General features: G+C 54.8%; 22 protein-coding genes and 1 tRNA gene. 9 read left to right on the top strand and 14 right to left on the bottom strand.

Going from position 1 to position 23,976, the window contains the following annotated elements:
* Positions 1–7: 7 nt before the first annotated feature.
* From H9Q16_RS13365 to H9Q16_RS13345, 6 genes are all read left to right on the top strand, one after another.
* Positions 8–84, top strand: a tRNA-Arg gene (locus H9Q16_RS13365).
* Between the two features lie 155 nt (positions 85–239).
* Complete coding sequence (locus H9Q16_RS13360; protein WP_191075924.1) at positions 240–1,097, top strand: hypothetical protein; 858 nt, start codon at positions 240–242, stop codon at positions 1,095–1,097.
* Positions 1,094–1,378: a plasmid mobilization protein gene (locus H9Q16_RS20670; RefSeq protein WP_246455736.1), complete on the top strand. Its 285-nt coding sequence runs from the start codon at positions 1,094–1,096 to the stop codon at positions 1,376–1,378. Before H9Q16_RS13360 ends, H9Q16_RS20670 begins: the two co-directional genes overlap by 4 nt.
* Positions 1,371–1,568 carry a plasmid mobilization relaxosome protein MobC gene (mobC, locus tag H9Q16_RS20665; RefSeq protein WP_343067851.1) on the top strand — a complete coding sequence of 66 codons (198 nt, stop codon included), beginning with the start codon at positions 1,371–1,373 and terminating at the stop codon, positions 1,566–1,568. The genes H9Q16_RS20670 and mobC overlap by 8 nt, the downstream gene beginning before the upstream one ends.
* Positions 1,565–3,133, top strand: coding sequence for a relaxase family protein (locus H9Q16_RS13350; RefSeq protein WP_191075923.1), 1,569 nt, complete (start codon positions 1,565–1,567; stop codon positions 3,131–3,133). The genes mobC and H9Q16_RS13350 overlap by 4 nt, the downstream gene beginning before the upstream one ends.
* 29 nt (positions 3,134–3,162) lie before the next feature.
* Positions 3,163–3,453: a hypothetical protein gene (locus H9Q16_RS13345; RefSeq protein WP_191075922.1), complete on the top strand. Its 291-nt coding sequence runs from the start codon at positions 3,163–3,165 to the stop codon at positions 3,451–3,453.
* A gap of 306 nt (positions 3,454–3,759) precedes the next feature.
* Here H9Q16_RS13345 and H9Q16_RS13340 read toward each other — a convergent pair whose 3' ends face one another.
* The 3 genes from H9Q16_RS13340 to H9Q16_RS20865 form a co-directional block, all read right to left on the bottom strand.
* Entirely contained in the window at positions 3,760–4,344 is a 585-nt protein-coding gene (locus tag H9Q16_RS13340; RefSeq protein ID WP_191075921.1) for a poly-gamma-glutamate hydrolase family protein, read from the bottom strand.
* Between the two features lie 70 nt (positions 4,345–4,414).
* Positions 4,415–6,157, bottom strand: a complete 1,743-nt coding sequence (locus H9Q16_RS13335) for an ATP-binding protein (RefSeq protein ID WP_191075920.1) — start codon at positions 6,155–6,157, stop codon at positions 4,415–4,417.
* 9 nt (positions 6,158–6,166) lie between these two features.
* The gene (locus tag H9Q16_RS20865) at positions 6,167–7,189 is read right to left on the bottom strand and encodes an SIR2 family protein (RefSeq protein ID WP_191075919.1); all 1,023 of its coding nucleotides are present in this window, start codon (positions 7,187–7,189) and stop codon (positions 6,167–6,169) included.
* Between the two features lie 547 nt (positions 7,190–7,736).
* On the opposite strand from H9Q16_RS20865, the gene H9Q16_RS13325 reads away from it, so the two are divergent.
* The gene (locus tag H9Q16_RS13325) at positions 7,737–12,188 is read left to right on the top strand and encodes an NACHT domain-containing protein (RefSeq protein WP_191075918.1); all 4,452 of its coding nucleotides are present in this window, start codon (positions 7,737–7,739) and stop codon (positions 12,186–12,188) included.
* A gap of 354 nt (positions 12,189–12,542) precedes the next feature.
* Here H9Q16_RS13325 and H9Q16_RS13320 read toward each other — a convergent pair whose 3' ends face one another.
* The 5 genes from H9Q16_RS13320 to H9Q16_RS13300 form a co-directional block, all read right to left on the bottom strand.
* Complete coding sequence (locus tag H9Q16_RS13320; RefSeq protein ID WP_191075917.1) at positions 12,543–13,475, bottom strand: DUF4365 domain-containing protein; 933 nt, start codon at positions 13,473–13,475, stop codon at positions 12,543–12,545.
* A 115-nt stretch (positions 13,476–13,590) separates the two neighbouring features.
* Positions 13,591–14,373 (bottom strand): DUF3800 domain-containing protein, encoded by a 783-nt coding sequence (locus H9Q16_RS13315; RefSeq protein ID WP_191075916.1) that lies wholly within the window; start codon positions 14,371–14,373, stop codon positions 13,591–13,593.
* On the bottom strand, positions 14,373–15,272 hold the full coding sequence (locus H9Q16_RS13310) for an HNH endonuclease (protein ID WP_191075915.1): 900 nt from the start codon (positions 15,270–15,272) through the stop codon (positions 14,373–14,375). The genes H9Q16_RS13315 and H9Q16_RS13310 overlap by 1 nt, the downstream gene beginning before the upstream one ends.
* Positions 15,273–15,276: 4 nt before the next feature.
* Positions 15,277–15,573, bottom strand: a complete 297-nt coding sequence (locus tag H9Q16_RS13305; protein ID WP_191075914.1) for a hypothetical protein — start codon at positions 15,571–15,573, stop codon at positions 15,277–15,279.
* A 4-nt stretch (positions 15,574–15,577) separates the two neighbouring features.
* Positions 15,578–16,000 carry a helix-turn-helix domain-containing protein gene (locus tag H9Q16_RS13300; protein WP_191075913.1) on the bottom strand — a complete coding sequence of 141 codons (423 nt, stop codon included), beginning with the start codon at positions 15,998–16,000 and terminating at the stop codon, positions 15,578–15,580.
* 50 nt (positions 16,001–16,050) lie between these two features.
* Between H9Q16_RS13300 and H9Q16_RS20655 the strand changes: the two genes are divergently transcribed.
* Positions 16,051–16,503, top strand: coding sequence for a hypothetical protein (locus H9Q16_RS20655; protein ID WP_246455734.1), 453 nt, complete (start codon positions 16,051–16,053; stop codon positions 16,501–16,503).
* A 35-nt stretch (positions 16,504–16,538) separates the two neighbouring features.
* Complete coding sequence (locus H9Q16_RS13295; protein WP_343067850.1) at positions 16,539–17,462, top strand: tyrosine-type recombinase/integrase; 924 nt, start codon at positions 16,539–16,541, stop codon at positions 17,460–17,462.
* A 93-nt stretch (positions 17,463–17,555) separates the two neighbouring features.
* On the opposite strand, the gene H9Q16_RS13290 is transcribed toward H9Q16_RS13295, so the two are convergent.
* Genes H9Q16_RS13290 through H9Q16_RS13265 form a run of 6 tightly spaced genes read right to left on the bottom strand, consistent with a single transcriptional unit; the run spans position 17,556 to position 23,970 of the window.
* Positions 17,556–18,575, bottom strand: a complete 1,020-nt coding sequence (locus tag H9Q16_RS13290; protein ID WP_191075911.1) for an endonuclease/exonuclease/phosphatase family protein — start codon at positions 18,573–18,575, stop codon at positions 17,556–17,558.
* Positions 18,575–20,062 carry a glycerol kinase GlpK gene (glpK, locus tag H9Q16_RS13285; RefSeq protein WP_191075910.1) on the bottom strand — a complete coding sequence of 496 codons (1,488 nt, stop codon included), beginning with the start codon at positions 20,060–20,062 and terminating at the stop codon, positions 18,575–18,577. Before glpK ends, H9Q16_RS13290 begins: the two co-directional genes overlap by 1 nt.
* A gap of 52 nt (positions 20,063–20,114) precedes the next feature.
* Positions 20,115–21,713: a glycerol-3-phosphate dehydrogenase gene (glpD, locus tag H9Q16_RS13280; protein ID WP_191075909.1), complete on the bottom strand. Its 1,599-nt coding sequence runs from the start codon at positions 21,711–21,713 to the stop codon at positions 20,115–20,117.
* A 44-nt stretch (positions 21,714–21,757) separates the two neighbouring features.
* Positions 21,758–22,258 (bottom strand): OsmC family protein, encoded by a 501-nt coding sequence (locus tag H9Q16_RS13275; protein WP_191075908.1) that lies wholly within the window; start codon positions 22,256–22,258, stop codon positions 21,758–21,760.
* Complete coding sequence (gene kce / locus H9Q16_RS13270; protein WP_191075907.1) at positions 22,258–23,190, bottom strand: 3,5-dioxohexanoate:acetyl-CoA acetone transferase; 933 nt, start codon at positions 23,188–23,190, stop codon at positions 22,258–22,260. The genes H9Q16_RS13275 and kce overlap by 1 nt, the downstream gene beginning before the upstream one ends.
* A gap of 3 nt (positions 23,191–23,193) precedes the next feature.
* Positions 23,194–23,970, bottom strand: a complete 777-nt coding sequence (locus tag H9Q16_RS13265; protein ID WP_191075906.1) for a cyclase family protein — start codon at positions 23,968–23,970, stop codon at positions 23,194–23,196.
* Between the last annotated feature and the right edge of the window lie 6 nt (positions 23,971–23,976).

Raw genomic sequence — 23,976 nt, 5'->3', positions numbered from 1 at the left:
CCGAAACGGCCCCGTGGCTCAACCGGATAGAGCAGCCCCCTCCTAAGGGGCAGGTTGCAGGTTCGAATCCTGCCGGGGTCACCAAAACCACCTGAAAAATATGGCTTATTTACAGGACGTTGTGCGGAAGCCTGTAGAAAGTCCCATCAGCTTTCGCGGGGAAATCGGCTGAAACGGCCGATTTCTCGTACAAAACCTGTACAAAATTCGCACGTTTGTGCGTATTTCGGGGGCCAATCATGAGCCGCCATAGCTTTGATCCCGAAATCGCCGGACGTGTCGGCCTCAATGCAGCGGTGATTTTCCAGAACATCGCCTTCTGGATCGAAAAGAACCAAGCCAATCGCCGTAACTTTCGCGACGGTCGGTACTGGACCTACAATTCCATCTCGGCCTTTGGCGAGTTGTTCCCCTATCTGAGCGAAAAGCAGATCCGAACAGCGCTCGAAAAGCTGGTCAGCGCAGAGCTGATCATCAAGGGCAATTTCAGCGATGATCGCTATGACCGGACCTGTTGGTATGCCTTGGGCAACTCCATTTGCCCAAATGGGCAAATCGACCCGACCGAAAGGGAAAAAGATGCATTTGCCTCTGAGGGCAAGCCATCTGCCCCAGAGGGCAAATCCTATAAGAACAGATATAAACCATATCAAAAACCAAATCCTTCGCACGCGAAGGCGGCGGTGGAAGATGAGATTTCAGAAAAGATTTTGTCCGCCTATCCCGAGGATCGCATTCGCGGCAAAGCGGTTTGCCTCTCACAAATCCACCAAGCGCTGGCCGACGGAGTGGATGCCAAAGAGCTCGAGGACGCCGTTCGGACCTATGCGACCGAGACCGAAGGTTTCACCCGATCCAAGGTGTGCTTCTCCGACAATTGGTTCAGCTCTGGCCGCTGGCTGAAATACCTTCACGATGTTGAGGAAGCGCGAGTATCAAGCAAAGTCAAAGAGGCCGAGATGCTTAAAGGCTTGGCTGGCTGGGTCACAGATCGCCATCCACTGTGCCGCCACATCACACCCGGCCAAGTGACCGCTTTGCTGGCAGCAAACCTGGTCAGCCCTGCTGAAATCGAAGCGGCGGGACTCAGAGCATGAGTGCGACCGATCCTAACAAAAAGCAGAGAGCAAGGTTACCCACCGATTACATCGGCGGGACTTGTGAGGGGCGGCAAGCCTCCCCTTCAAACCCCAACCAGACGCGCGCAAGCGGCGTCAAAGAGGGCCTCTCCGAGAGCGTGATCTTTCGATGCACCCCGTCGGAAAAGGCAGCACTTGTGGCCAAGGCGCGCGCCGCTGGCCTGCCCAATGCCACGCTGATGCGCGAGGCCTTGGGGCTGACCGAGGCGCGTCGGCGCAAGCCAGTCCCCCGTGTTTGACCCGAAGCTGACCTTTGCGATTGCCCGTGTCGGCGGCAACCTCAATCAGCTGTCACGCTGGATCAACGGCGCGGTCAAATCCGGCCGCGCGAGCCAGATCGACGCGCTCAAGGTCGTTTCGCAGCTGGTGGTCATCGAGCGGCAATTGGCGCAGATCGTGGCGGCGCACACAGGCGAGAACTGCGAATGATCATCTCGTTCTTCTCCACCGGCACAGGCGGCGGTGCTGCACCCGTCGACTACCTGATCGCGCGCGAAGTTCTGGCCTACGACGAGAACCGCAATCTGATCCGCGACGACATCGGCCAGCCGCAAACCAAGATCCGCGACCCGCTGCCCGAGGTACTGCACGGCAATCCCGATCAGACCCGCGACCTGATCGATGCGAGCGCCAACAAGTGGAGCTACACGGCAGGCGTGATCAGCTTTGCCGAGAGCGATGATCCCAGTACCGGCGCCCAGCAAGAGGCCATTGAGCTATTTGAGGCTCTGGCCTTTGCCGGGCTGGACAGAGATCAATACGATTGTCTCTGGGTGCGCCACTCCCATGAAGGCAACGTCGAGCTGCACTTCTGCACGCCACGCCTTGAGCTCAGCACCGGCAAGGCACTGAACATCGCGCCGCCTGGACACGAGAACGCCTTTGCCAGCCTCCGCGATCTGATGAACAAGACGCACGGTTGGGCAGACCCTTTGGACCCAGCACGCGCCCGTGAAGTGAGGGCGACGATTGAAGCGCCGACGCGTGCGCAGGGGCGCGAGGGTTTGCACGATTGGATTCTCGATCAGATCAGCGTCGGCACCATTACCGACCGCGCCAGCATGATCGACGCACTCACAGACGCGGGCTTCGAGATACCCCGCACCAGCAAGAATTACATCACCGCCAAAGACCCCGACACCGGCGAACGCTGGCGTTTGAAAGGAGAGATTATCCATGACAACTGGCAAGCCGAACCGCCTCGCCGAGAAATTGAACGCGGACCTGGAGACGATCCGGAGCGACCACGCCGCCTTGATGGCATCTCATCTGGACAGCTTCAGGAGCGATTTCAGCAGCATTGCGACCAGCGCGCTGCATACAATCGAGACCGATATCAGGTTCTTTCTCAGCGACAGCAAGAGCGAGTTGGAGAGGCGGAGCGAGACGATCAGGCGCTGGCTGACGATCTCGCCGTGGGTGATCGTGGGGATGGTCTTGGCCTGGATCGTGACGGTGCTGATCGCGAGTTGGTTTTGGACGGGTTTGATGACGCGCTCGGAGTTGAAGGAACTGGGTCTAACCCCGATCGAACAGTCCGGGCAGACATGGGTGACGCTGGACCCGAACCGGACAGAACTGAAGACCTGCACGATGGCACAAACATCCATCATCTGTATCGAGATCAAGGAGCCTTAGATGACCAATCCACCTACAACACCCCTGACAGCTTTGGAGCGCGAATTGCTCGCATCCGTCGAACGGTTGGTGACGGCCTGCGAGAGCTCCGCCAAGGAATTGCACGCCTTGGAGAAACGCTCGACCAGCAGGATCGAAAGCAAGGTGAATGGCTTGGCGCATTGCGTGGCGCTATTGATGAAGTCACATCTCACGTCCGTCACCACATTGGCCGACTTGCTGCGCGAGGAGCAGAATTACGACACGCTGCAGTCGGGGTTAGAGACCAGCTGGAAGCTAGCGAAGGACGCCGAGAAGCGGCTGAGCGAAAGCTAGATGCGAGAGATAGCCACCGAAGCGCGGGACACTCGCTTTGACGAATTTCCAAGCCGCAGAAAGGCACCACATGCAATTCGACCACACCCAATTCACGCTCGGTTTCCGCCAAGCCCTAGATCACGGCATTGACTATCGCGACTTTGATAAGGTCGACCGCTTGCCCAAAAGCGTTCCCCTGATGGCAATCGCTGGCGTTTGGGGCGACTACAATGACATTCGCTGCCTGTTCATCGACCAAATAGGCAAAACCTACCGTCGCCATATAACCGGCCGTGCCGACCAGTACATCGTCCGCGAGTTGGATTTGAATGCGAAAGAGATGGAGGTCGGGCAGGTGGTTGTGGTGGAAAATGACTAACTAGCGTCGTTGCGAACCCGAAGCTGGCTGTAGACGCGAGGCCGCTAAGTTAGTCAAATGTAAGCGGACCTTGAGCGCCCGCGTTTGCGTGATTGACATATTTCGACGAAGCGAGTTGGCAGCAATCGTTTGTTAAAGGTCAAGAGACGGTTCGAACCACTAGACTCACCGGCGAAATTCCCAATCGAAGGACAGCCCACATTGACCGAATCCGGTGGCTCAAAGCTGCTGTTAATGGTCTCGCGCTGTATAGTTGCTCATCACCAGCCATAGGAGACATTGATTGGCGCGCCGTTGGCTGGATGCTTAAATTGCGGACGATGGCAGAACCGAATTTCGAACAGCTTCGCCAAAAGACTGTAAAAGTTCGTGATCCTTCGCTAACAGATCCCGCAGTCGTCGCGGAAGCTCAAGCTGCACACCCTCGCCGGAATGTGTTCGGTTACATATGTTTGCCTTGTGCAGGCCAGGAAGTTTGTTGTTGATCTCAGCTTCAAAGCCGGCGTCGCGCAGCGAGGCGCCGACAGCGTCGCGTAAAAGAGTGGCGCGACCACCCAGCCACACAGCGTCAGTTCCTTCGTTCCCCCGTCCATGGATTGCAATAGCGAACCGAGACCTGCCGACAAGTTCGACGGCCGTAGGCTCGTCGAAACGATGTGAAGTTATGTGGAAATCGCCGTGAGACCCATTCCTTAGAGCCTCGAAAGCGTAAAACGAAAGATCTGTTCCTGCGATAGCATCGGCTATTTCAGATGTCATGGGCTCGATCCATCCGCCGTGAGGCGCAAGGATCACTACCTCTGAGCCACGATCCGAGGCTCGAATGCAGTAATCGGTGTCGAGCTGGGCGTCGGCGGCAAGTTCTTTGAAGGATTGGTAACGGTCGGCCATTAAGTATCTTTCAGGAAGTGTCGAATGCTTCTCGTTGATAGTGCTTTACATCTAAGCAACCTGCGCCAGCTCAAGTCGAGCTTTGCTTGCGCCAGGAACTAATAGAAAATTGAGTATCAGATATTGGAATGTCGTCGTTCCAACGATCCCAGAAGGCGACTGTTTGGCTATCTGGCTTCATCTTTGGCTCAGCGATCCGAATTCGTGTGGGCAGCAGGCTGGCATCACCAACAACGAGCGCCTCGCCAATATCCAGGACGGGCAGCAAGTCACCAAAGCTTCCAAGGCTATCAGGCAAGAGCCGTTTGATGACGCTTTGATCGTCGCTGTTGGTCAGGCGCATTGCCACCACATTATTACATTGGCTGAGCACAGTTCGATTTACTTCCGATGGCCGCTGGCTAATCACAACAAGGCCAATTCCGTACTTCCGGCCCTCTTTGGCGATCCGTTCAAATATCTCAACAGCAACTGAGTCAGAACTGTCCGCCTGCATGCGTTCCGGGATGTACAGGTGGGCCTCGTCACACATTATTGCGATTGGATGGCGCTTGTCGGACTTTGTCCAAAGGCTGGTTGAGAAGATAATTTGAGCCAATAGGCTCACCATCAGTGGCAACACGTCAGACGGCACCTCTGAAAAGTCGATGATTTTAATGCCACCTTCTTTGTTGTCTTGTGCTCCACGTCCCGCAGAGATGGCGTGGACCATCCGTTCCAGCCAAGCCATGTCCATACATTCAGGTGGTGGCTGGAACAGAAAAGCCAGACGGCGGTCATGTCTTTTGGCTTCCAGACGACCAATCAACCGGCTGAGTTTGCCATGATAGGGACCCTGCTTATCGCCCCTTGCCCCTGGAACCATCTCTTCGTCCAGATCCTTAAGCTTCCTAAGAACGGTGTTGATATCGAAGGGCACGGGGCTGTCGATCGTAAAATTTTCCAGGACTTCTTTGTGTTCGACTGGGTCAAGTAAGCTCTTTTTTGCGTCAACGATTGTACGGGTCATGATCATTGATTGGTTCGGAGCATTCTGGTCACTGCGGTCGACAAACATCGACAACAAAGCCTCATAGCCCAGCAGCCAATATGGTAAGTGAAGGACGTCATCTGCCAAACCACGATCATGTTCTATGTCTGATGGTCCGGCGATCCGAAGGTGCCTGAATGCTTCGCTCTTTAGCGGGCGATATTCGCCATGGATGTCGAACAAGACGGCATTAGCTTGCGGCAACTCGGCAATCTGATCGAGCAACCTTGCTGTGGTCCAAGACTTCCCAGAGCCCGTACTGCCGACTATTACCGCGTGGCGTTGAAATAGCTTGTTCCCATTAAGGTAGGCGATAGCTTCGTCATCTAAGGTGAAATGACCAAGGGATAGCTTGGGGCCGTCTGTTCTAACGTCGGAAATGACTTGCATGAATTTGGTAAGCCGATCGCCATCCAGCGAAAAGCAGTTTGCGTCGATTTCGGGAACAGTCTCAAGAGTACGGCGAAACACGTTCTGATCAGTTCCGACTCGGTCGAGCAGTGTTCCAATGAGGGTGACTTTCACCAAGTTGTTTTCGTTCGGAACGAGATCTTCGTCGCCTAGATCGACCTCCTCCAGTTCACGCGTGTCTGGCTTCCGGGTGATCTTTACGACAATACCAATTAGGTGCTGGCCGGGCTTGCTGCTTTGAAGAACAACCAGCCGGTTGACCTGGAGACGTTTGAGCCGGTCCAGATCATCAACGCGTATAGTGACCGCAGCGGTATCGACTGAAATGACGCTGCCAAGGGATTCCGTGTCGGAGAAGTTGAAAATGGACATTTACACTACCTAAAGGACTAATTTGTTGAAGCCGCCGAGCGACCAAAGATCTGGTGTTGTGACATCGGTGCCCTCCGGACAGGTAGGCGAGTAAACTTTACTACCGGTTCCGGATAGTTCGATTCCCAAGTAGTTCGTGCCCGCCTTGTTTTTCAGGAAATCCTTCGCTTCTTCCGTCAACGTTCGGGCCAGTACCACTGTTGGGACGTTCCGCTCACGGCATCGCTCGATGAGTTTGGGGTGGATGTGCTGGTCTCGAAAACCAAAACCCACACAAAGGAAGGCAGAAGCAGCCTTTAGTGCTGCATCGGCTCCGTTGATGGTTGTTCGAAACGGATCTTCATAGGTCTTTTCGTATTTGTTTAACCCCGGCGTTACGATAAGCGGCGTGTAGTGATCTTTGGACGGCAGCTCGAACACTGGTAACCCTATCGTCCTATCATCGGCAGTGCGGAACCAATCAAGAGACCCGTGGATCTTCCAAATCTTAACGACGCGGGCGGCCTTTGCCCCGTGAACCAGTTTTACACGGCCCGTACTTTCCCACGTCTGAATGTAACCCGGCGCAAAGCCAGTCTGAAACAACACATTCTTGGAGTTGCAGGCAAACTCGGCAACGCGGTCATAATTTGTCGTGACCACATGTACCTCACTATGCGTACTGCTGAACATGTTGGCCAAGAGTCCGCCCAAAGCGAAGTTACCATCCTGGGCGGCAGCTTCCAAAAGCTGCATGTCTTTGTCGTTCACGCAACGCCAAGTTAGACTTACAATTTTTGAGAGTAGCGATGCAGGCAGTGTTTTGCCCTCCAAAGCCGCCTCGAGGTGATCGCCGTTGGCCAGCGCTACCTTTACTAGCAACCAAGCATCACCTTCAGCGTCCCCCTCTGTCTTCATGTTTTCGCTAAGGTACGTGCTCAGCTCCCCCATGCTGGGAAGCCCATGAGGCATTGATGCTCCGCTGCCAAGGACGATTGTAGGGCAGCCATGAAAGCAAGATTGGGCGATCTTGGAAATTTGTTCTTCCGTCACGAGAAGGTAATTCCTCCTAATCAATAGGGTTTAACCAAATTTTCGCTATCGTACTCAACAACTTAAAAATGGAAAGTGTATTATTGAGCTCAACTCACCTTTAGGCTGATTGGAATCCTCTGAAACTTCGAATGAGACGTCTTGGAAGTGGAAACATTCAGCCTGCACTTCCTATCCTTGGCCAACTTTCTTGGATACAGCACAGAATGTCTGCTCTCTACCCGAGCACTACCAACGGTATACAGCAGGCCGTTAAAGCTCATTGAGGCTGTTGCCTGCGGCTCCCCGGCCGGTAATTCGCCACAGGTGCGTAAAAGGCGTTTGTGGGTGTGTCACACCGCCAAGATTGCCACTGTACTACCTTATTAGGAGTTCCTCTGTCTCCTTGCGCTGCGCTATCCAGGACGCGAAACTGGTCACAAAGCCATTCTCTAAAGGCTCAAGAAATTCAACCAGAACAATCTGGTAGGAGAGTTGGCTGCACGGTATAGTAGTTTTTGGAGCTATGTCGCTCTTCTTGATTGTAACCGGAATTATCTCAAATATCATGAACATCGATTTCAAGGCCATCAGAACCATAGACGGGAAAGCCTCGACCGGATTCGAAGAACTCGTGTGCCAACTCGCAGCTTTGGAGCCAGTTCCGGAAGGCGCGCGATTTCATCGAAAGGGTTCAGGAAAAGACGGTGGCCTTGAGTGTTTCACACGCTTTTCCGACGGAACAGAATACGGTTGGCAGGCCAAATACTCTTGGCGGTTCGATCACAATTTGGAGCGTAGCTTGCACAGTTCAGTCAAGAGCGCTATTAAAAAGCACCCCAATCTAACCAAGATCTTTGTTTGCCTCCCCTTTGACCGGTCGGATCCCTTTTCCACCAATGAGACGCAGCTGGAGGCGTTCGAGAGGTGGCGGAATAAAGAAGTCGCGGAAGCAGCCAAGCAGGACCGACAACTCGAAATCGATCTCTGGGACGCTTCCGCGCTTAAGACGAAGTTGACCAATCCAAGTGGCCATCATGCTGGCCGCATCCGTTACTGGTTCGAGAGTCAATTCCTCTCGCCTTGTTGGTTTCAGGACCAGTTCGAGCGTAGCAAAGCTGCTCTTGGCCATCGTTATACGCACGAAACCAGCGTGGAAATTCCCATCCGCCGCGCGCTCCTTGGAGCCACTCGGAACCCTGAGCTATTAACCTCGTTGCGCAATCATCGCAACGACCTGCGAGAAGCCTGCAACGAGTTTCAGACTGCTTTCGTGCTTTCAGACGAAGACGCCGATACGATGTCTGCGCTCGGCGAATTATTGGATGATGTTGATGAACTTCCTCATCAAGCCTGGCCGGTTGACCACTGGCGCAATGTGCTGGGTCAAGGGTTAGATATCGTTGAGCGCAAATATCACGATGAGATCCGTGAAACATATTCCACAAACAGTGATGAGAAAAAAACTAAGAAGAACCAGGTGTATGACGCGCGCCACGCGCTCGAAAAGCTGGAGCGTGTCTCTGCAACGCTGCGGGCGAGAGCTTGGGAAATGGCCGTCATTCCTCATATGCTTATTACTGGCGAAGCTGGCAGTGGTAAGTCCCACCTTCTCGCCGATGCTTGCAGCCATCAGCTGAACAAGAAGCGACCCGCTGTGTTGTTGCTTGGCGGCCAGTTGAACGACGCGGAAATCTGGCCCCAAATTTCGAACCAACTTGGTCTTCCCCTTCACTACACGCGAGATCAATTACTTGGGGCGCTCGACGCCGCTGGCGAAGCTGCTGGCGTCAGAACCATGCTTTGTATCGACGCGATTAACGAGCGCAATGGGGGCGAGGTCTGGCCGAGCCGTTTCGCCGCCTTTCTCAAAGACGCAGAAGCTTATCCCAACGTGGTCGTCGTTCTATCCTGCCGGTCGACTTATCTGTCGCAGATTGTGCCGTCACATTTGGACGATGCTAAGCTGCCGCGTCTCGAGCACTCTGGGTTCTCGATGCGTGATGCGCGCAAATTTCTTTCTCTGCGCAATATCCTGCTGCCGGATCAACCATTTTTACCGAACGAACTCCGCAACCCGCTGTTTTTGAAAGTCTGCTGCGACGCTTTGGATCGCCAAGGCAAGAAGGGCTTTCCCAAGGGAATGCAAGGCGTAACAGAGATTTTTGAGATGTACCGAGTCGCGCTCTGCGACGCAGTGGAAGCTCGCTTAAAACTTGCTCCGCGCCGGAAATACCCTGTCAAAGCGATCGAAATCCTCGCCAAGGAGATCGCTACAACTACTGATCCTCTCATTGACTATGATCGAGCAGCAGACCTTCTTGCACCCATCTGCGGGAACAATCCCAGCCTCGATAGCGATTTGCTCGAAGCGCTCAGCGACGAAGGCCTTCTCGCAATAGAGCCGATCCGCGAGAATGGCGAAGATAGGGAATATGTCCGCTTCAGCTTTGAGCGGTTCGGCGACCATGTGGCCGCGCAAGCCATCCTTGACGCGACACTGATCGACGAGACTCTTCCATCGCCGCTTTCGCACGACATCGCACTTTTCAAAGCATGCTCACGCCAAGGTGCTCCACAGGGCGTCCTCGACGCTCTCGCAATTCAATTGCCGGAACGGACTGGCGTGGAACTTCCGGACGCGGTCAAAGACGCAGACCGCTGGTTGATTTATTGTATCTCCCGCGAAAATATCGCTTTGCGTCGGCGCGAGAGTGTGACGGCGCGAAGTTTCGAATTGCTGGGAGAATGGGTTGACCCAGATGAGATCTGGAACGCACGAGTCCAGCTCGCGCTTGGGACAGACGGGCCTTTCGGACTGAATACATTCCATCATGACCTATTGCGCTTGCCTATGCCTAAGAGGGATGCGGAATGGTCGAGCTATGCTGGCGAGTCCGCGGACAACGGACGAGAAGGTGAGGAGGAACTCGATACTCCACTACACGACCTTATGGATTGGGCAATGGACGCGAGACCTGGATCGTTGGATGACGAAGCCGCTACGAACGCTGCGGTCCTCCTTACTTGGTGTCTTTCGACGACATATCGGCGCGCGAGGGACCGCGCCACCAAAGCCCTGGTTGCTCTGCTTATCGCGTCTCCCAAATGTGGTCTGGAACTGCTTTGTCGCTTCGACGAGATCAATGATCCCTACATTGGCGAAAGACTTGCCGCCGCAATCTATGGCGCGGCCTTGCAATCTGCATGGACCGATGCGGAACTGACCAAAATCGCCCAGATGACCGCGAACCGCCACTTTGTGGAGAACAATCCGCCTATAGACCTGCTGTGGCGCGATCATCTCGTCGGACTTCTCGAGTACTCCAGGCATCGTTGCTGCGCACTTGACGTTCCAAAGGATACACAGCTCCAGGCTCCGTTCGACAGTCCATGGCCTCTTGAATTTGCTCCAGACATGGAGCGTGGCAAGGATCCCCGCAACTCCGAAACATCGTGGGACATTATCAGCTCGACGGACCTGCACGGTGATTTTGCAAGTTACGTAATCAAGTATGCTGTCCAAAACTGGGCAGCCGGCGAAGAGGGCTCCGCCCTTCCAACACCAGAGGATCTTTACCAAACATGGCGAGCCGAGTTCGAAACGTCCTGCACCGAAAAGGAACGTGCTCTTGTCGATGAACTAATCGCGCTCCGATCGTCATCACATGATTGGTGCTACCCTGGGACGGAGCAGGGCATACTCCACAAAGAGATGGAACAAAATCTCCGCAAGCTCCTCGGTGACCAACGGTACGAGGCCTATCGCGTCCGGGCAGGGCATTGGGCAATGGACCGCTCGGATAGCTGGGCAATAGACCGTGCGGCACAGTTCGATCTGGGTTGGGCGCAGCGCTGGATCTGCCGCAGAGTTCATGACTTAGGCTGGAAAGCCAATTTGCATGCTGGCTTTGACCGCACCTGTAGCGGCGATAGAACGAACCACACGAAGGAACGGATCGGCAAAAAATATCAGTGGATCGCGTTAAGGGAGTTGATGGCGCGTATTTCGGACCATTGCGGAGCCGTTGAACGGGACCGGCCACAACACTTGCGGGAAACCGTTCGACGCCTGCGCGATATGGATCCGAGTCACCTAATGACGAAGAGTCACGATTGGGGCTGGGCGAAGTTTGATGAGCCCACCTTCTGGATGCCTAAAGTTCCCCTTCTATCACCACGCTCGGTAGAGGAAGCGTGGGAATGGCTTGATAGCGAACGAGACTTTTTGGATGGCGAGGAATTTCTCGATTTCCAAGTCGATGAACAAGGCCTGAAATGGTTGCCGCTTAGAGATTTTCAGAGCTTCAGCGGCATCGGGGCTTCCAGAGAAACAGCGCATATAAGAACGAAGACATGGCGACGGTCGACGTGCTTTTTAGTTCGGAGAAACGATCTTGCAGGCGCACTCCAGCACCTGGACGGCCAAATACTGACAGCCGATCATGACCTAGGCTTCACAAACGATGCATTCTCAGAGGACTTTCTTGGCGAGTTAGGATGGCGCACGGACACAGGCGAGGACTGGATAACCGAGTGGGCTCGAAAATGGATTGATAAGCCTACGCCAACTTGGACAATGGCCCCTGTGGAGGGCCTTTGTCCGACGATGGAGTTCTTACAGGAAGCGAGTGGCTACAACTATAGCCTAGAGCAGAATTTGCGCCTTATATTGCCCTGTCCATGGCTGACGCGAAACCTGAATATGTCGCTCAAAGATGGGCGCGATTTGATCTACACTGACACGAATGGCAGCGAGATATTCAAGGATCCTTCAGCTTCAAAGAATGGACCAAGTACCGCTCTCGTCAAAAGCGACGCTTTTGTGCGTCTTTTGTCAGACAGGGAGTTCGCACCGATATGGGTCATTGGCGGAGGAAAGGAACTGTACTCCGACAAAAATGATGCATTCGGTCAAAGATGGTTCACCAGCACTTGGACCCTTGAGGACGGTACGTTTCGAAAATGCTCTCTTGAGACCGAGGAAGATCGTCGCCGGGAGGGGGAAGGTTCTGGCTGAGCATCAAAAGACCGGCATTCAATCCGTTTAGACAATGAGTTTATGCGAATGATTCCTTCGCACCTTTCAGACCTGAGACTACCGCCTTTTTGCCATTGCCATTGCCATTGCCATTGCCATTGCCATTCGCCCCGCGGTGTATGGCCAGAAAGTTCCGACCAAGCGAGTTCACGTGTCGCGTGATTTTTGCAGGCGCAGCTAATGTCTCTTTCGAAGGGCCAAGCCGCGGTATGGGCCGAGATCAGTCAAGGCCTGCTTTGGGCCGCTAAAGGCCGATGCGGCTTGTTGTATCGTATTGTTCCTGTAAGCTGCTATCGTGTAGGGACTGCTCCTAGCCCCAAGTAGCCTTCGGGTTTATGGGTGTCGTAGTTCCTGCACACCCAGACCATCATGCTTTCGTCGCGGCTCGTATATCGTCCAAAACTTCAGCTTCGGCTTAAATAATGGTTCCTGCGATGATCTTCGCAAGACAATCCGAACGAGACCAGTTTGTCGAAACGGAAATGTTACCATACTGTCAAACTGAAAAAAAATGAACTGCTTGTCGTCGGTCATGCCGCTACAGAGATCGGCTAGCGGTTTCGAACAATTTCCTAGTATTTTTCGAGCTGCCCCTAGAAGAACAAAACTTTGGTATCTGGAAAGCTGGCTTCGGTCAGGCCGAGTGATATGTCGCCATCCATCCCTATCAAAGTGGACACGTTGACTGGAGGTTCCGACAAATGTGGGTTTCGCTTCCAGCTCTTTATACAGTCTCCGAGACGATTCCTGAATGTGCGCCTTGCTTCGCAGGTGCAGGAAATCAGCTGCGAAAGTATGTATTCTTTGCGCCTGTAAGTCTTGATGTAAAGTTCCGCAGAGTTGGCTGATTTTCAGTTTTGCACGAGCATCGAATAATTGGTCTTCAGGGACCAATATCTGGGATGATGTCGTGGCATCTTCAGGTTTGATGTTAACCCACCACGCGCTCAGGTCCTCTGGATCCACCAAGATTACTATTGCAGCTCCTACCACTCTGCGCCAAGCAGCTAAATTTCGAGTGAGTTGCTGGGCGGCTATTGGTATTGCAAGCATACCGTCATTGCGGCGCGTGGTTTTTACGCACTTAACTTGTGCAAAGATGATTTGGCCAGAAAGCTCGCCTCCACTTTCAAGAAATATCAAACCGTCAACGGCGTCGTCGTTATGAGCTTCGATGGGTTGCCAACGTGCCTGCCAGGATCCGAGAACGATCCTCTCAACTGCGTTTACACCCAACTGTCCCTGCCGTTGCGTTCTCAAACTCATATGTGGTTCCGATCGGTTACTTTTTAGCTCAACCTAGTCCGGCGTCACTCGAATGTCAGCTATGCTGAACTGGAGCTAACGACTGACGAGCATCGTAAATGTCCGCAAAGGGCCGTTAGTGAATACAACCTAAGTAGTTCTCTCCAAATCGGTTCATCGCCGCAGGAGCAATTCGTTCGTTGACGCTCTCATCAATGAATAATCCCCAAGGATAAACGTCGACGTTTGCTAGGTCGAAATCGTCTTTTGGGTTCGGCTTGTTTTGGCTGAGAAATGCGTAGCGGATCCCGGCCCACATCTCGAAGCCGAGTTCGACCTCGAGACCATCATATACGCTGTCCCCTGGGGCGTTGACGATCACCTTTTTGGTAATATCACCGAGTGCTTCCAAAAGCATAATGCTACACGTATGGGCCATGATGTCCGCAAGTTGGATACCCATTACCGCCTTTGAATCCTGCTCAAAGTGGAAGTTGCAGCCTGCGAGCTCCGCGTCGCCTGCAACTAAAGCCTCAGCCGCGCTTTTATGTTTGAAGAGGCCTTCATCAAAGAAGACCTCATGCTGCTGCCCAGCGAGCCGAGGATGCTTCAGTGCGCTACGCAAAAGCATCAACGAAGCTGGGCCTAATTTCCTAGTGTCTTCCGCACTATCTACAACGCACAAGGCCATTTTGCAGTTGCGTGCGATAAAGTGCTTCAAGCTGTCACGCAGCGCTTGAAGATCATCGTCATCCTTCATTGTTGCCGAAGACTTGAATTCGAACGTTCTCGGATCGAAGCCATGCTTACGGAAAAGGACGCCCATTTCTTCTGTGGGATCCGCATCACATATGGCGAATGCTGCAAGTGAAAATCCGGATCTGTGGTGCTTACTGTCGTCTAAAAATAGATAGGCCATTACTGCTTAAAACAATTCTCTCTGTGCCAGGTTACAAACTCAGTCCTTGGTCGGTTGGCGAGGCGGTCCGGCACCAAGATCTTGCCGGACGAGTTGATCATCGATGTTACGGCTTCGATATCGTTGCTCTGGCGGGAAACCAGAATAGTTAGGTCGTCTGCTAACCCAACTAGGCCGCGATCAAACATCCAATGTGCAGTTCCGGACAGGGCGAGCCCGTTGCTGACGATGTCGGGGCCGTCATGCTCTACAGGTCTGATATGAGCGGCTTCCACTTCAGCTCGGCCACCGCCATTGATCAGGCGTAAACCAGTGATGGCGCAGCGTTCGCCGTAGGCGCGCAGGACATTCTTCCTGAAGTTTCGGTCGCGAACCGCGCGGTTGGTCAGCTGGTTGACGCGTTCTCGAGCGGGCATGTGTTGGAAAGGTGTTTGAGCATCTTGAAACCCTGGCATCTGCATCGTGTCGCCTACGCGAGGCAGGATGTCCTCATCTCGTCCAAGGCCACGTTCGACTATTCGGGCAAAGTCTTCAGCTGAAAGGGTTCTTACTGCGGCTTGCGCGCGTCCGGATATCTTGCCTTGATCGTTCAGCAATCCTCTTTCGATGATTGAGTTCTCGTCCCGGAATGAAACAGGGTCGCCGAAATCAAGATACGTTCCTGGCTCGATCACCGCCAAGAACATGTCCTGCTTCCTAGGATCCGGAATGATCTCCTGGACCTTGGCGACAGCGAAGTAACCTTTGGTCTCTTTGACTTTGCTTGGCTCCAGGTAGACGATCCAATCCCCTTCGCACTGTTGGGCGCGAGAGAGGTATTGCTTGGGAAACTGATACCGCTCAGAGGGAATGTCGTCGTAGATCGAGTCGCTGCGATGGATGAAAATACCGAAGGCCATCGGATCACCCGCGTTGAAGACGTTCCAGTTTTCGATCGGCCGCGCGTAATGTCAGCACCGCACCTGTCAAAAATGGAAGTGCCAAGCCTGCTGTGGCGATGGCAAATATCATGATGGCGGCCAAAACCGAGTATTCGGCGGTCTGTTGTGCCAATGATAGTCGGCCGAAACCAATCAGGTAGAACACGCTGGTTCCCAGGAAGATCAGGTAAAGCGGCCCAAATGGTTCGATCACCTCACGGCGAGTGCGCTCCAAGACCGAATGCCGCAACATGTTCCAGCGTTTGCTTGCCTTGTTCACCAGATTACTCCCTTACCAACTCGATCCATGTGTGCACGTCATCATCCGTCACTTCACGGCCTTCGACATGCGATTGATACCAACGAGCCACGATGGCCCCGCGCTTTTCGCTTTTGATCTTTATGCCCTCGTCGGTGAGGTGCTTATCCAGCGAGCTTTCAATGTGTTTGAGCGCTTCGAAATCATGTCCAGCCCGAATGGATTTTGTGCCGAGCAGTACCCAGGCGACGTCAATATCATAGCGGCTTTGCATCTTGACGAGGGCCTCGACCGGGACGCCGCGTTTGCCCTTTTCGTAGCTGTGATAGGCACGATGCGACACGCCAATGGCGTCGGCCATAGCAGCCTGCGAGACGCCTATCTCATTGCGACAGATCGCGAGGCGAGCGCCAATCTCTGCAAACAATTCAGCATCATCTCGCACCATGCAAGTTTCCCAATTGACGAGTGCGCAATTTTGTATAAACATAGCACAAAATGACGCATATTTACGATTTTACCCATCTGACCACGTCAGAAGGTGCAGAACAAGCGATTCCATGCGTGTCGCAGATTCAACTTGAGCGGACAAGGACGACTGAAATGGCAGAGACTAACTATTCAGACAGCTCTCAGATCCTGGGGCTTGGGAAAACACCCGCGCAATGGGTCGAAGTCATGGCCGGGATGGGGATCGATATTTCAGAACGCACGTTGCGCGAACGCGCCAATGAGACGGGCGCATTCTATCGCCTTGGGCGCACCATGCTGATCACGCCTGCGCAGATTGATACGATTTTTGAAGGAGGCCAGTCATGCCGCTCCAAATTTACAAGAGGGGCCACGTTTACTGGGCCAAGGGGTGGATCGAATACAACGGCAGGCCAATCGCCGGCCCATACCGGCGAAGCACTAAGGCATCTTCAGAAGAGGGTGCACGGGACTGGATAAACCATGAGACCGAACGTCAGATCCGTCGCTATGTCGTGGGCGACGAACCGAGCAAGACGTTCTCTGATGCAATCATGCTCTACAACGCGTCGCCTAAAGCAGCGAAGCAGTTGATCCCGATTGTCGAAGCAATCGGCGACCTGTCGTTAGGTGCGATTTCTGGTGCGTTATTGAAGAACCTTGGGCCGAAACTGAAACCTAAAGCGTCGACCGATACCTGGTGGCGTGAAATCGTGACGCCCGCGGCTGCAGTGATCAACAATGCGCACGAGTTGGAGGGGACGCCGCTGATCCGCGTGAAGCCTTACGATAAGTTCGAGCGGATCGCTCAGGACAAGCGGCGTGGGAAGCTCAGCCGCGTTGAGCGTACCCCTGCAGATAAGGAGTGGATCGAGGCGTTCTGTCGGGCAGCTGACCCATACAACGCGGCGTTGGTCCGATTCATGTTCGAGACGGCGGCGCGGATTGATCAGGCCGTTTCATTGGAGCCGGACGATCTACGGCCCGCCGAGAAAAAGGTTAGGGTGAAGGCCCAAAAGGGGCATCCAGAGAGCTGGATCACTGTTTCACCTCAGATGATGGACGAGTTGCTGGCCTTGCCAGCGAAGCGACCCAAGAACCGAAAGACCGGCAAGTTCATGAAGCCGCGCGTCTTCGGCTATGGCAGCTCGACGGGCTACAACAATCGCTGGAAGACGATCTGCAAGCGTGCGGGCATCCAATACCTGTCAGCGCATCCCGCAGGGCGGCATGGGTTCTTCACTGAACTGGTCGTCCGCCAAGGCGTCGATCCAGTCACAGCAGCCAAGGCTGGACGTTGGTCAGACCCCAATTTGCCTATGCGTATCTATGCCCACGCAGAGACGGATGAGGCCGATGTTAGGGCCCGTTTTCGTACAAACCATGTACAGGAAGATCCTGTACAGACACCCAAACAACGGAAATCAAAGAAGGAATAACGCTATGAACGGTTCCCTCCTAAGGGGCAGGTTGCAGGTTCGAATCCTGCCGGGGTCGCCACTTTCTCTGTGGTTCAACCTGATCTGTCTCGATCATACCAATACGAAGCGTCCAGTAACTGGATGGTGGTCGGTATGTGCAAAGCCGGTCGATCTTGTGTGGACATTCAGGCACTGAACGTCCGGAGAGAAGATAAAGCCATCGATGATCATCGTTTCGTTCTCCCCTTCGATGTATGGCTGTTGCATGGACCGGACTGTTGGGGTCTCCGGGTCCGCGATCTGCTGCCAGCCGGCCGGGATCAGGTGGGTCGGAAAATCATAGACCCAATCGGCATTTGCAAGTTCAGCAGAATGAGGAAAGGTGGTGTCCGACATAAGCATATTCCAATCTCCGCCGATGATGACAGGGTTGCTTTTGGCGTGTTCAGTGCGGGCAAACGCAAAGAGAGCGGCAATCTGGGCAGTTTTGGCCTCGGCGGTGGCGTCGAAAGCTGACAGGTGCAAGTTGATGATGACCCAGCTCTGGTCACGGCCTTTGATCGGCAGGCAGGTGACCAAACCCGAGTAATACTTTTTAAGCAACCCGCGGTGGATCATCGGCTGTGGTGAAAGTTCGATCGCCTGAGCCCCGCTGATACGTCGAGCAGCGAATGTCGCCATGCCATGATCGATGTGCACAGGTGGTGGGGCGGCGACGGTTGCCATGTCTGACCAATAGCAGCTGGCCCGATCCGGCAGTGCGCGTTCTATCAGATATTGAACAGGTACGTTGCGAGTCAGAAAACCTGACTGCGCTGTCTCCTGCAGCAAGAGAACGTCTGAGACATCCGCAGCAAGATCGTTGGCGATCTGATGTGCGGCATTCTCAATCTGAGTTCGCGACAAGGCCCGCAGATGCGTGCCATTGTCGAGCACGAAATCGGCCTTTGCGCCCAGAGCGGCAAAACCGATGTTCCAGGTCGTGACCGTGATCTCGGTCTCCGCATCGGGCAAAGAGGGATCTTTTGAGAGCGGCACTGGTCCAAAGCGCGGATTTCGCCACCGACTGCCCAGAATAACCAGCGCGAGATATCCCAGCGCCAGAACCAGAACCAGAAGCAGCGCCAGCATCAGACAGATAGCGTTGCGTGCACCGCGCGCAGCCAGCGGTCGTAAAGATCCTTGCGGGTGGCATCTTTCATATCGGGCGAAAAGCTTTGGTCCTTTACCCAGGCTTTGCCAAAGGCGGCCATATCAGGATATAGACCCGCGCGCTGGCCCGCCAGCCACGCCGCTCCCATCGCCGTTGTTTCAAGCACCTTGGGTCGATCAACCGGGGCGTCGATGATATCACTCAAAAACTGCATGGCCCAGTTGTTTGCACTCATCCCGCCGTCGACACGCAGTGTTGCCCGGGCGCCGGAAGTCTGCCAGTCGGCTTGCATTGCTTCCAGCAAATCCCGCGTCTGGAAACCGACGCTTTGCAGCGCGGCGCGCGCAAATTCGGCCGCGCCCGAGCTGCGCGTGAGCCCATAGACTGCGCCACGGCATTCCGCGTTCCAGTAGGGCGCGCCGAGCCCTGTGAACGCAGGAACGATGACAACCTCCTGTCCGGCATCGGCCTGTTCAGCGAGCGACTGGGTTTCGCTGGCGTTTTCGATAATTTTCAGTGCATCCCGTAGCCATTGCACCACTGCCCCGGCTACAAAGATCGATCCCTCCAGGGCATAGGTCGGCTTGCCATCTATCTGGTAGGCGATGGTGGTCAGCAATCGGTTCTGTGAGGTTACTGGTGTGTCTCCAGTGTTAAGCAATGCAAAACATCCGGTGCCGTATGTTGATTTGAGCATCCCGGGTTCGAAGCATGCCTGGCCAATCGTTGCCGCCTGCTGATCGCCAGCGACACCCAGGATCGGAAGGTCTGCACCGAGACATTCTGCTTTCGCGATACCGAAGTCATCGGCGCAGTCCTTAACCTCGGGCAGCATCGCCATCGGGATATCGAAAAGGGAGCAGATCTCGGAACTCCAACATCCTTGATGGATGTCGTAAAGCATTGTTCGTGCTGCATTAGTTGCATCTGTCACGTGCGAGGTACCACCGGTCAGTTTCCAGATCAGAAAACTGTCGACGGTTCCGAACAGCAACTCTCCGGCTGCTGCGCGGGCGCGTGACCCCTCTACATGATCAAGGATCCACTTCAGCTTGGTGCCCGAGAAATAGGGATCCGCCAACAGTCCGGTTTGCTGAGTGATCAGCGTGTCATGACCATCGGCGCGTAGTTCTGCACAATACGCTGCCGTACGGCGATCTTGCCAAACGATCGCGTTATAGATCGCGTCACCGGTGGCTGCGTCCCAGACCACAGTCGTTTCACGTTGGTTCGTGATGCCGATAGCGGTGATGTCACCAGCCATGATGCCCGCGTTTTCGACAGCAGCGCGGCATGTGGATAGCGTTGTGTCCCATAGATCCGCTGGATCATGCTCAACCCAGCCGCTTTTGGGGAAGTGCTGCGCAAATTCTTCCTGCGCGGTCGCTGCCACATCCATTGCTGCATCAAAGAGCAGCGCGCGCGAAGACGTGGTGCCCTGATCAATGGCGAGAATATGTGTCATGTTGGGGTCTCCGTCGTGACTGGATGAATGGTTTGTTGCCGAGGCAAGCTTGTCAAGCGGACTGGCCGGCCATCCAGTTGTCCAGCGCCTGCGCTTGGTCCTGTTCAAGACGCAGGCCGAGCTTGCTGCGTCGCCACAGCACATCTTTGGCGCTACACGCGAATTCGTGCTGCATCAACCAACGCACCTCTGCCTCTGTCAGTGTTGCGCCGAAATCGCGGCCAAGGTCAGCAGGCGTTACCGCATCTTTGAGGATCAGTCGTGCATCGGTGCCATAGGCACGCACCAGCCGGCGCGCCCAGCGGTCGTCAAGAAACTCATGGTTGGTTTTCAGGCTTTCCACCAGCGCATCCACGCCATCGACGGGAAAATCACCACCGGGCAGGGGAACACCTGCCGTCCAATGCCCTTCAAGTTTCTCAAAGAATGGCGCGACCTTTTCCATCGCGTCTTCTGCCAGCTTGCGGTAGGTCGTGATTTTGCCCCCGAAGATGTTCAGTATCGGCGCACCGCCCTGCGTTTCGACTTTGAGAATGTAATCGCGGGTGGCTGATGCGGCTGATCTCGCGCCATCGTCGTAAAGAGGGCGGACGCCGGAATAAGTCCAGACCACATCGTCGTCCGTCAATTTTTGCTTGAAATAGCCATTGGCAAAGTCGAGCAGATAACGCTGCTCTTCGGGCGTGCAGATGGGTTTGACGTCCGGATCTTCGTGGTCCGCATCCGTCGTGCCAATCAATGTGAAATCTGTCTCGTAGGGGATGGCAAATATGATGCGCCCGTCGGTGCCTTGGAAGAAATAGCACTTGTCGTGTTCATACAGGCGCGGCGTGACAATATGGCTGCCACGCACCAACCGAACGCCCTCGGTCGAGTTGACCCGCACGGTGTTCTGGATGATGTCGCCCACCCAGGGGCCCCCTGCGTTGATCAGCATGCGGGCGCGAACTTCGTGCGTTGTTCCATTGCTTTCTTCGACTGTGACACGCCAAAGATCACCCTCGCATGAGGCGGAACGGACGCGGGTGCGTACCATGATTTTGGCGCCGCGCTCTGCCGCGTCGCGGGCATTGAGAGCAACAAGTCGCGCGTCTTCGACCCAGCAATCGGAATACTCATAGGCCTTTTTGAACCGTTCCTGCAGCGGCGCACCTTCTGGTGTGCCTTGCAGCGACAAAGTACGCGTGGCGGGCAAAATCTTGCGCCCCCCAAGGTTGTCGTACGCAAAAAGCCCCAGCCGGATCATCCATGCAGGCCTCCGCCCGCGCATCCATGGCATGATTGCGGACAAAAGCTTGGACACAGGCGTGTCCGTCTCAAACCGCATATCGCGGTGATAGGGCAGGACAAAACGCATGGGCCAAGAAATATGCGGCATCGCCTTGAGAAGCGTTTCGCGTTCCTGCAGCGCGTGCCGAACGAGGTTGATCTCAAAATATTCCAGATAGCGCAGCCCGCCGTGAAACAGCTTGGTTGACGCAGAAGAGGTCGCGCCCCCAAGATCGTTCATCTCGGCCAGCACCACCGACAAGCCCCGCCCGGCAGCATCGCGCGCAATTCCGCAGCCGTTGATGCCGCCGCCGATTACAAAAAGATCGTGAATGTCGTTGGAAGCAGGGGCGTCGGGCAAGAGCGTGCCTTTTTGTTTCATGGGACTGTTACCGCTCACATAGTACAGCGCAGCCCAAGGGGCAATCAGCCGTCGATGCGAACAAAGCCCTGGCCGGTTCGAATACGATGGGTAATGGTATTTTTCTGCCCCAGCGTTTGTTCGACAAAGCAGCCCTTCTTGGCTGCTTTGATCAAAGCGATTTGGTCGTCAAATGAGGACCCGCTGTCGATAAATATGTCGATGTCGAACGATTTGGGCGCTGTTTCATAAATGCGCCCGTGCGGGGTCCATTGCCAGCAGACCCGTGTTTCCACCCGAAGGTCATTAATCGTCACATCCATTCGCTTTGCAAAAGCGCGCAATTGCGTCATCAGACAACCCGTCAGACCACCGACAAACAACGCAAGTGGGGGCGGTGCTGTGGCATCACCGCCGTGAAAGGGCCCTTCGTCGGTGGCCAATGAAAAGTGTTCCTCCATTGGTTCGGTCATGCGGACATCTAATTCGTTACGCATCTTTCCGACGGCCTGCCCGTTGCAAATGAAAGTTACTGTCAGTGGCTCTTTGGGTTGAGTGACCTCCATCAGAATTGCACCTTGTCGGCACCCTTGAGGCCCAGGATTGCCCGAGCTTCATCCGGGGTGGCTGCCTCGTTCCCCTGTTCGTGCAAAATCCGAATGACCTTGGTCACCTGCTCGGCGTTTGAAGACGCGAGCTTGCCGCGAGAGATATAAAGCGAATCCTCTAGCCCCACACGGACGTGCCCCCCCATTTGCGCGCCCACAGAGGCCATGCGCATTTGCTGGGCGCCCGCACCGATCACCGACCATTCGTATTGGTCCCCAAAAAGCTTGTCGGCGGTTTGTTTCATGAACGTCAGATTGTCCAGTTCAGCCGAAATGCCACCAAGGATACCCATGACAAATTGTAAAAAGATCGGCGCCTGAAAAAGCCCGCGGTCGAGGCAGAATTTCAGGTTGTACAGATGCCCGACGTCGTAACATTCGTGCTCGAATTTCACGTTGTGGTCCGTGCCGCCCAATTGGTCTGCGATTAAACGGATGTCGGCGAAGGTGTTGCGAAAGATGTTTCCTTCGGACCCGCGCAGATAGTCCTCTTCCCAAGCTTCATTCCAGCTGTCGTATTTATCCGCCAAGGGGTGCAGCGCAAAATTCATAGACCCCATGTTCATGCTGCACATTTCCGGGCTGTAGGTCAGGGCAGGAGGCAAACGCTCAGCCACCGTCATGACTGGGTTGCCGCCGGTTGAGATGTTGATCACAGCATCCGTTTCGGCACGTATGCGCGGCAGAATGTCGGCGAAATGCGCCGGATCGACAGAGGGTGCGCCGTTGGCCGGATTCCGGGCATGCAGATGCAGGATTGCCGCACCGGCCTCTGCGGCGTCAATCGCTTGCGAGGCGATCGTTTCGGGGTGCACGGGCAAGTGGGGCGACATGGTGGGTGTGTGGACCGCCCCGGTGATTGCGCAGGAAATGATGGTCTTTTTCGGCATTGTTCACTCCTCAAAAATGGCGACGGCGCGGGTGAATCCGGCAGAGGCGCCTTTGATCTTGAAAGGAAAGCAGGAAACGGTGAACCCAGAGCCCGGCAACTGGTCGAGGTTGGCCAGCTTCTCGATATGGCAATACCCGATTTCCATGCTGGCGCGGTGGCCTTCCCAAATCAGCGATGCATCCTTTGTTTCGGCGTACCGCTTGGCGGTTTCCGAAAATGGGGCGTCCCAGCTCCAGGCGTCGGTGCCGGTAAGGCGCACCCCCTGGTTCAGCATATGCAGCGTTGCGTCGCGCCCCATTCCACAGCCACGGCCAAGATAGTCGGGATGACCATAGCGCGCGCCGGCTGAGGTGTTCACCAGCACGATATCCAGGGGCTGCAGGATATGTCCGATGCGCGCAAGTTCGGCGTCGATGTCGTCTGGTGTCACCAGATAGCCGTCATCGAATTGGCGAAAATCGAGCTTTACGCCCGCGCTGAAGCACCATTCAAGCGGGACCTCATCAATGGTGATTGCCCGTTCGCCGCCATTCATTGTCGAATGATGATGATAGGGTGCATCCAGATGCGTGCCGTTATGGGTATAGATGCTGAGTTTTTCGACAGCCCACCCTTCGCCGCCCGGCAGATCTTCTTGCGCGAGGCCGGGAAAGAAACCCATGACCTGCGATGCGGTTTGGCTGTGATCCATGTATTCGATCTCTGGCAGCATGATCTCCGGATCGGACGGAATATCCGTCTCCAGCGCGACGGAAAGGTCTATGAAACGTCTGGGCATGACGGC

Source organism: Sulfitobacter aestuariivivens (genome assembly GCF_014763045.1).
In the GTDB taxonomy this organism is placed as follows: domain Bacteria; phylum Pseudomonadota; class Alphaproteobacteria; order Rhodobacterales; family Rhodobacteraceae; genus Sulfitobacter; species Sulfitobacter aestuariivivens.
This window is presented reverse-complemented; position numbering and strand designations above follow the sequence as displayed.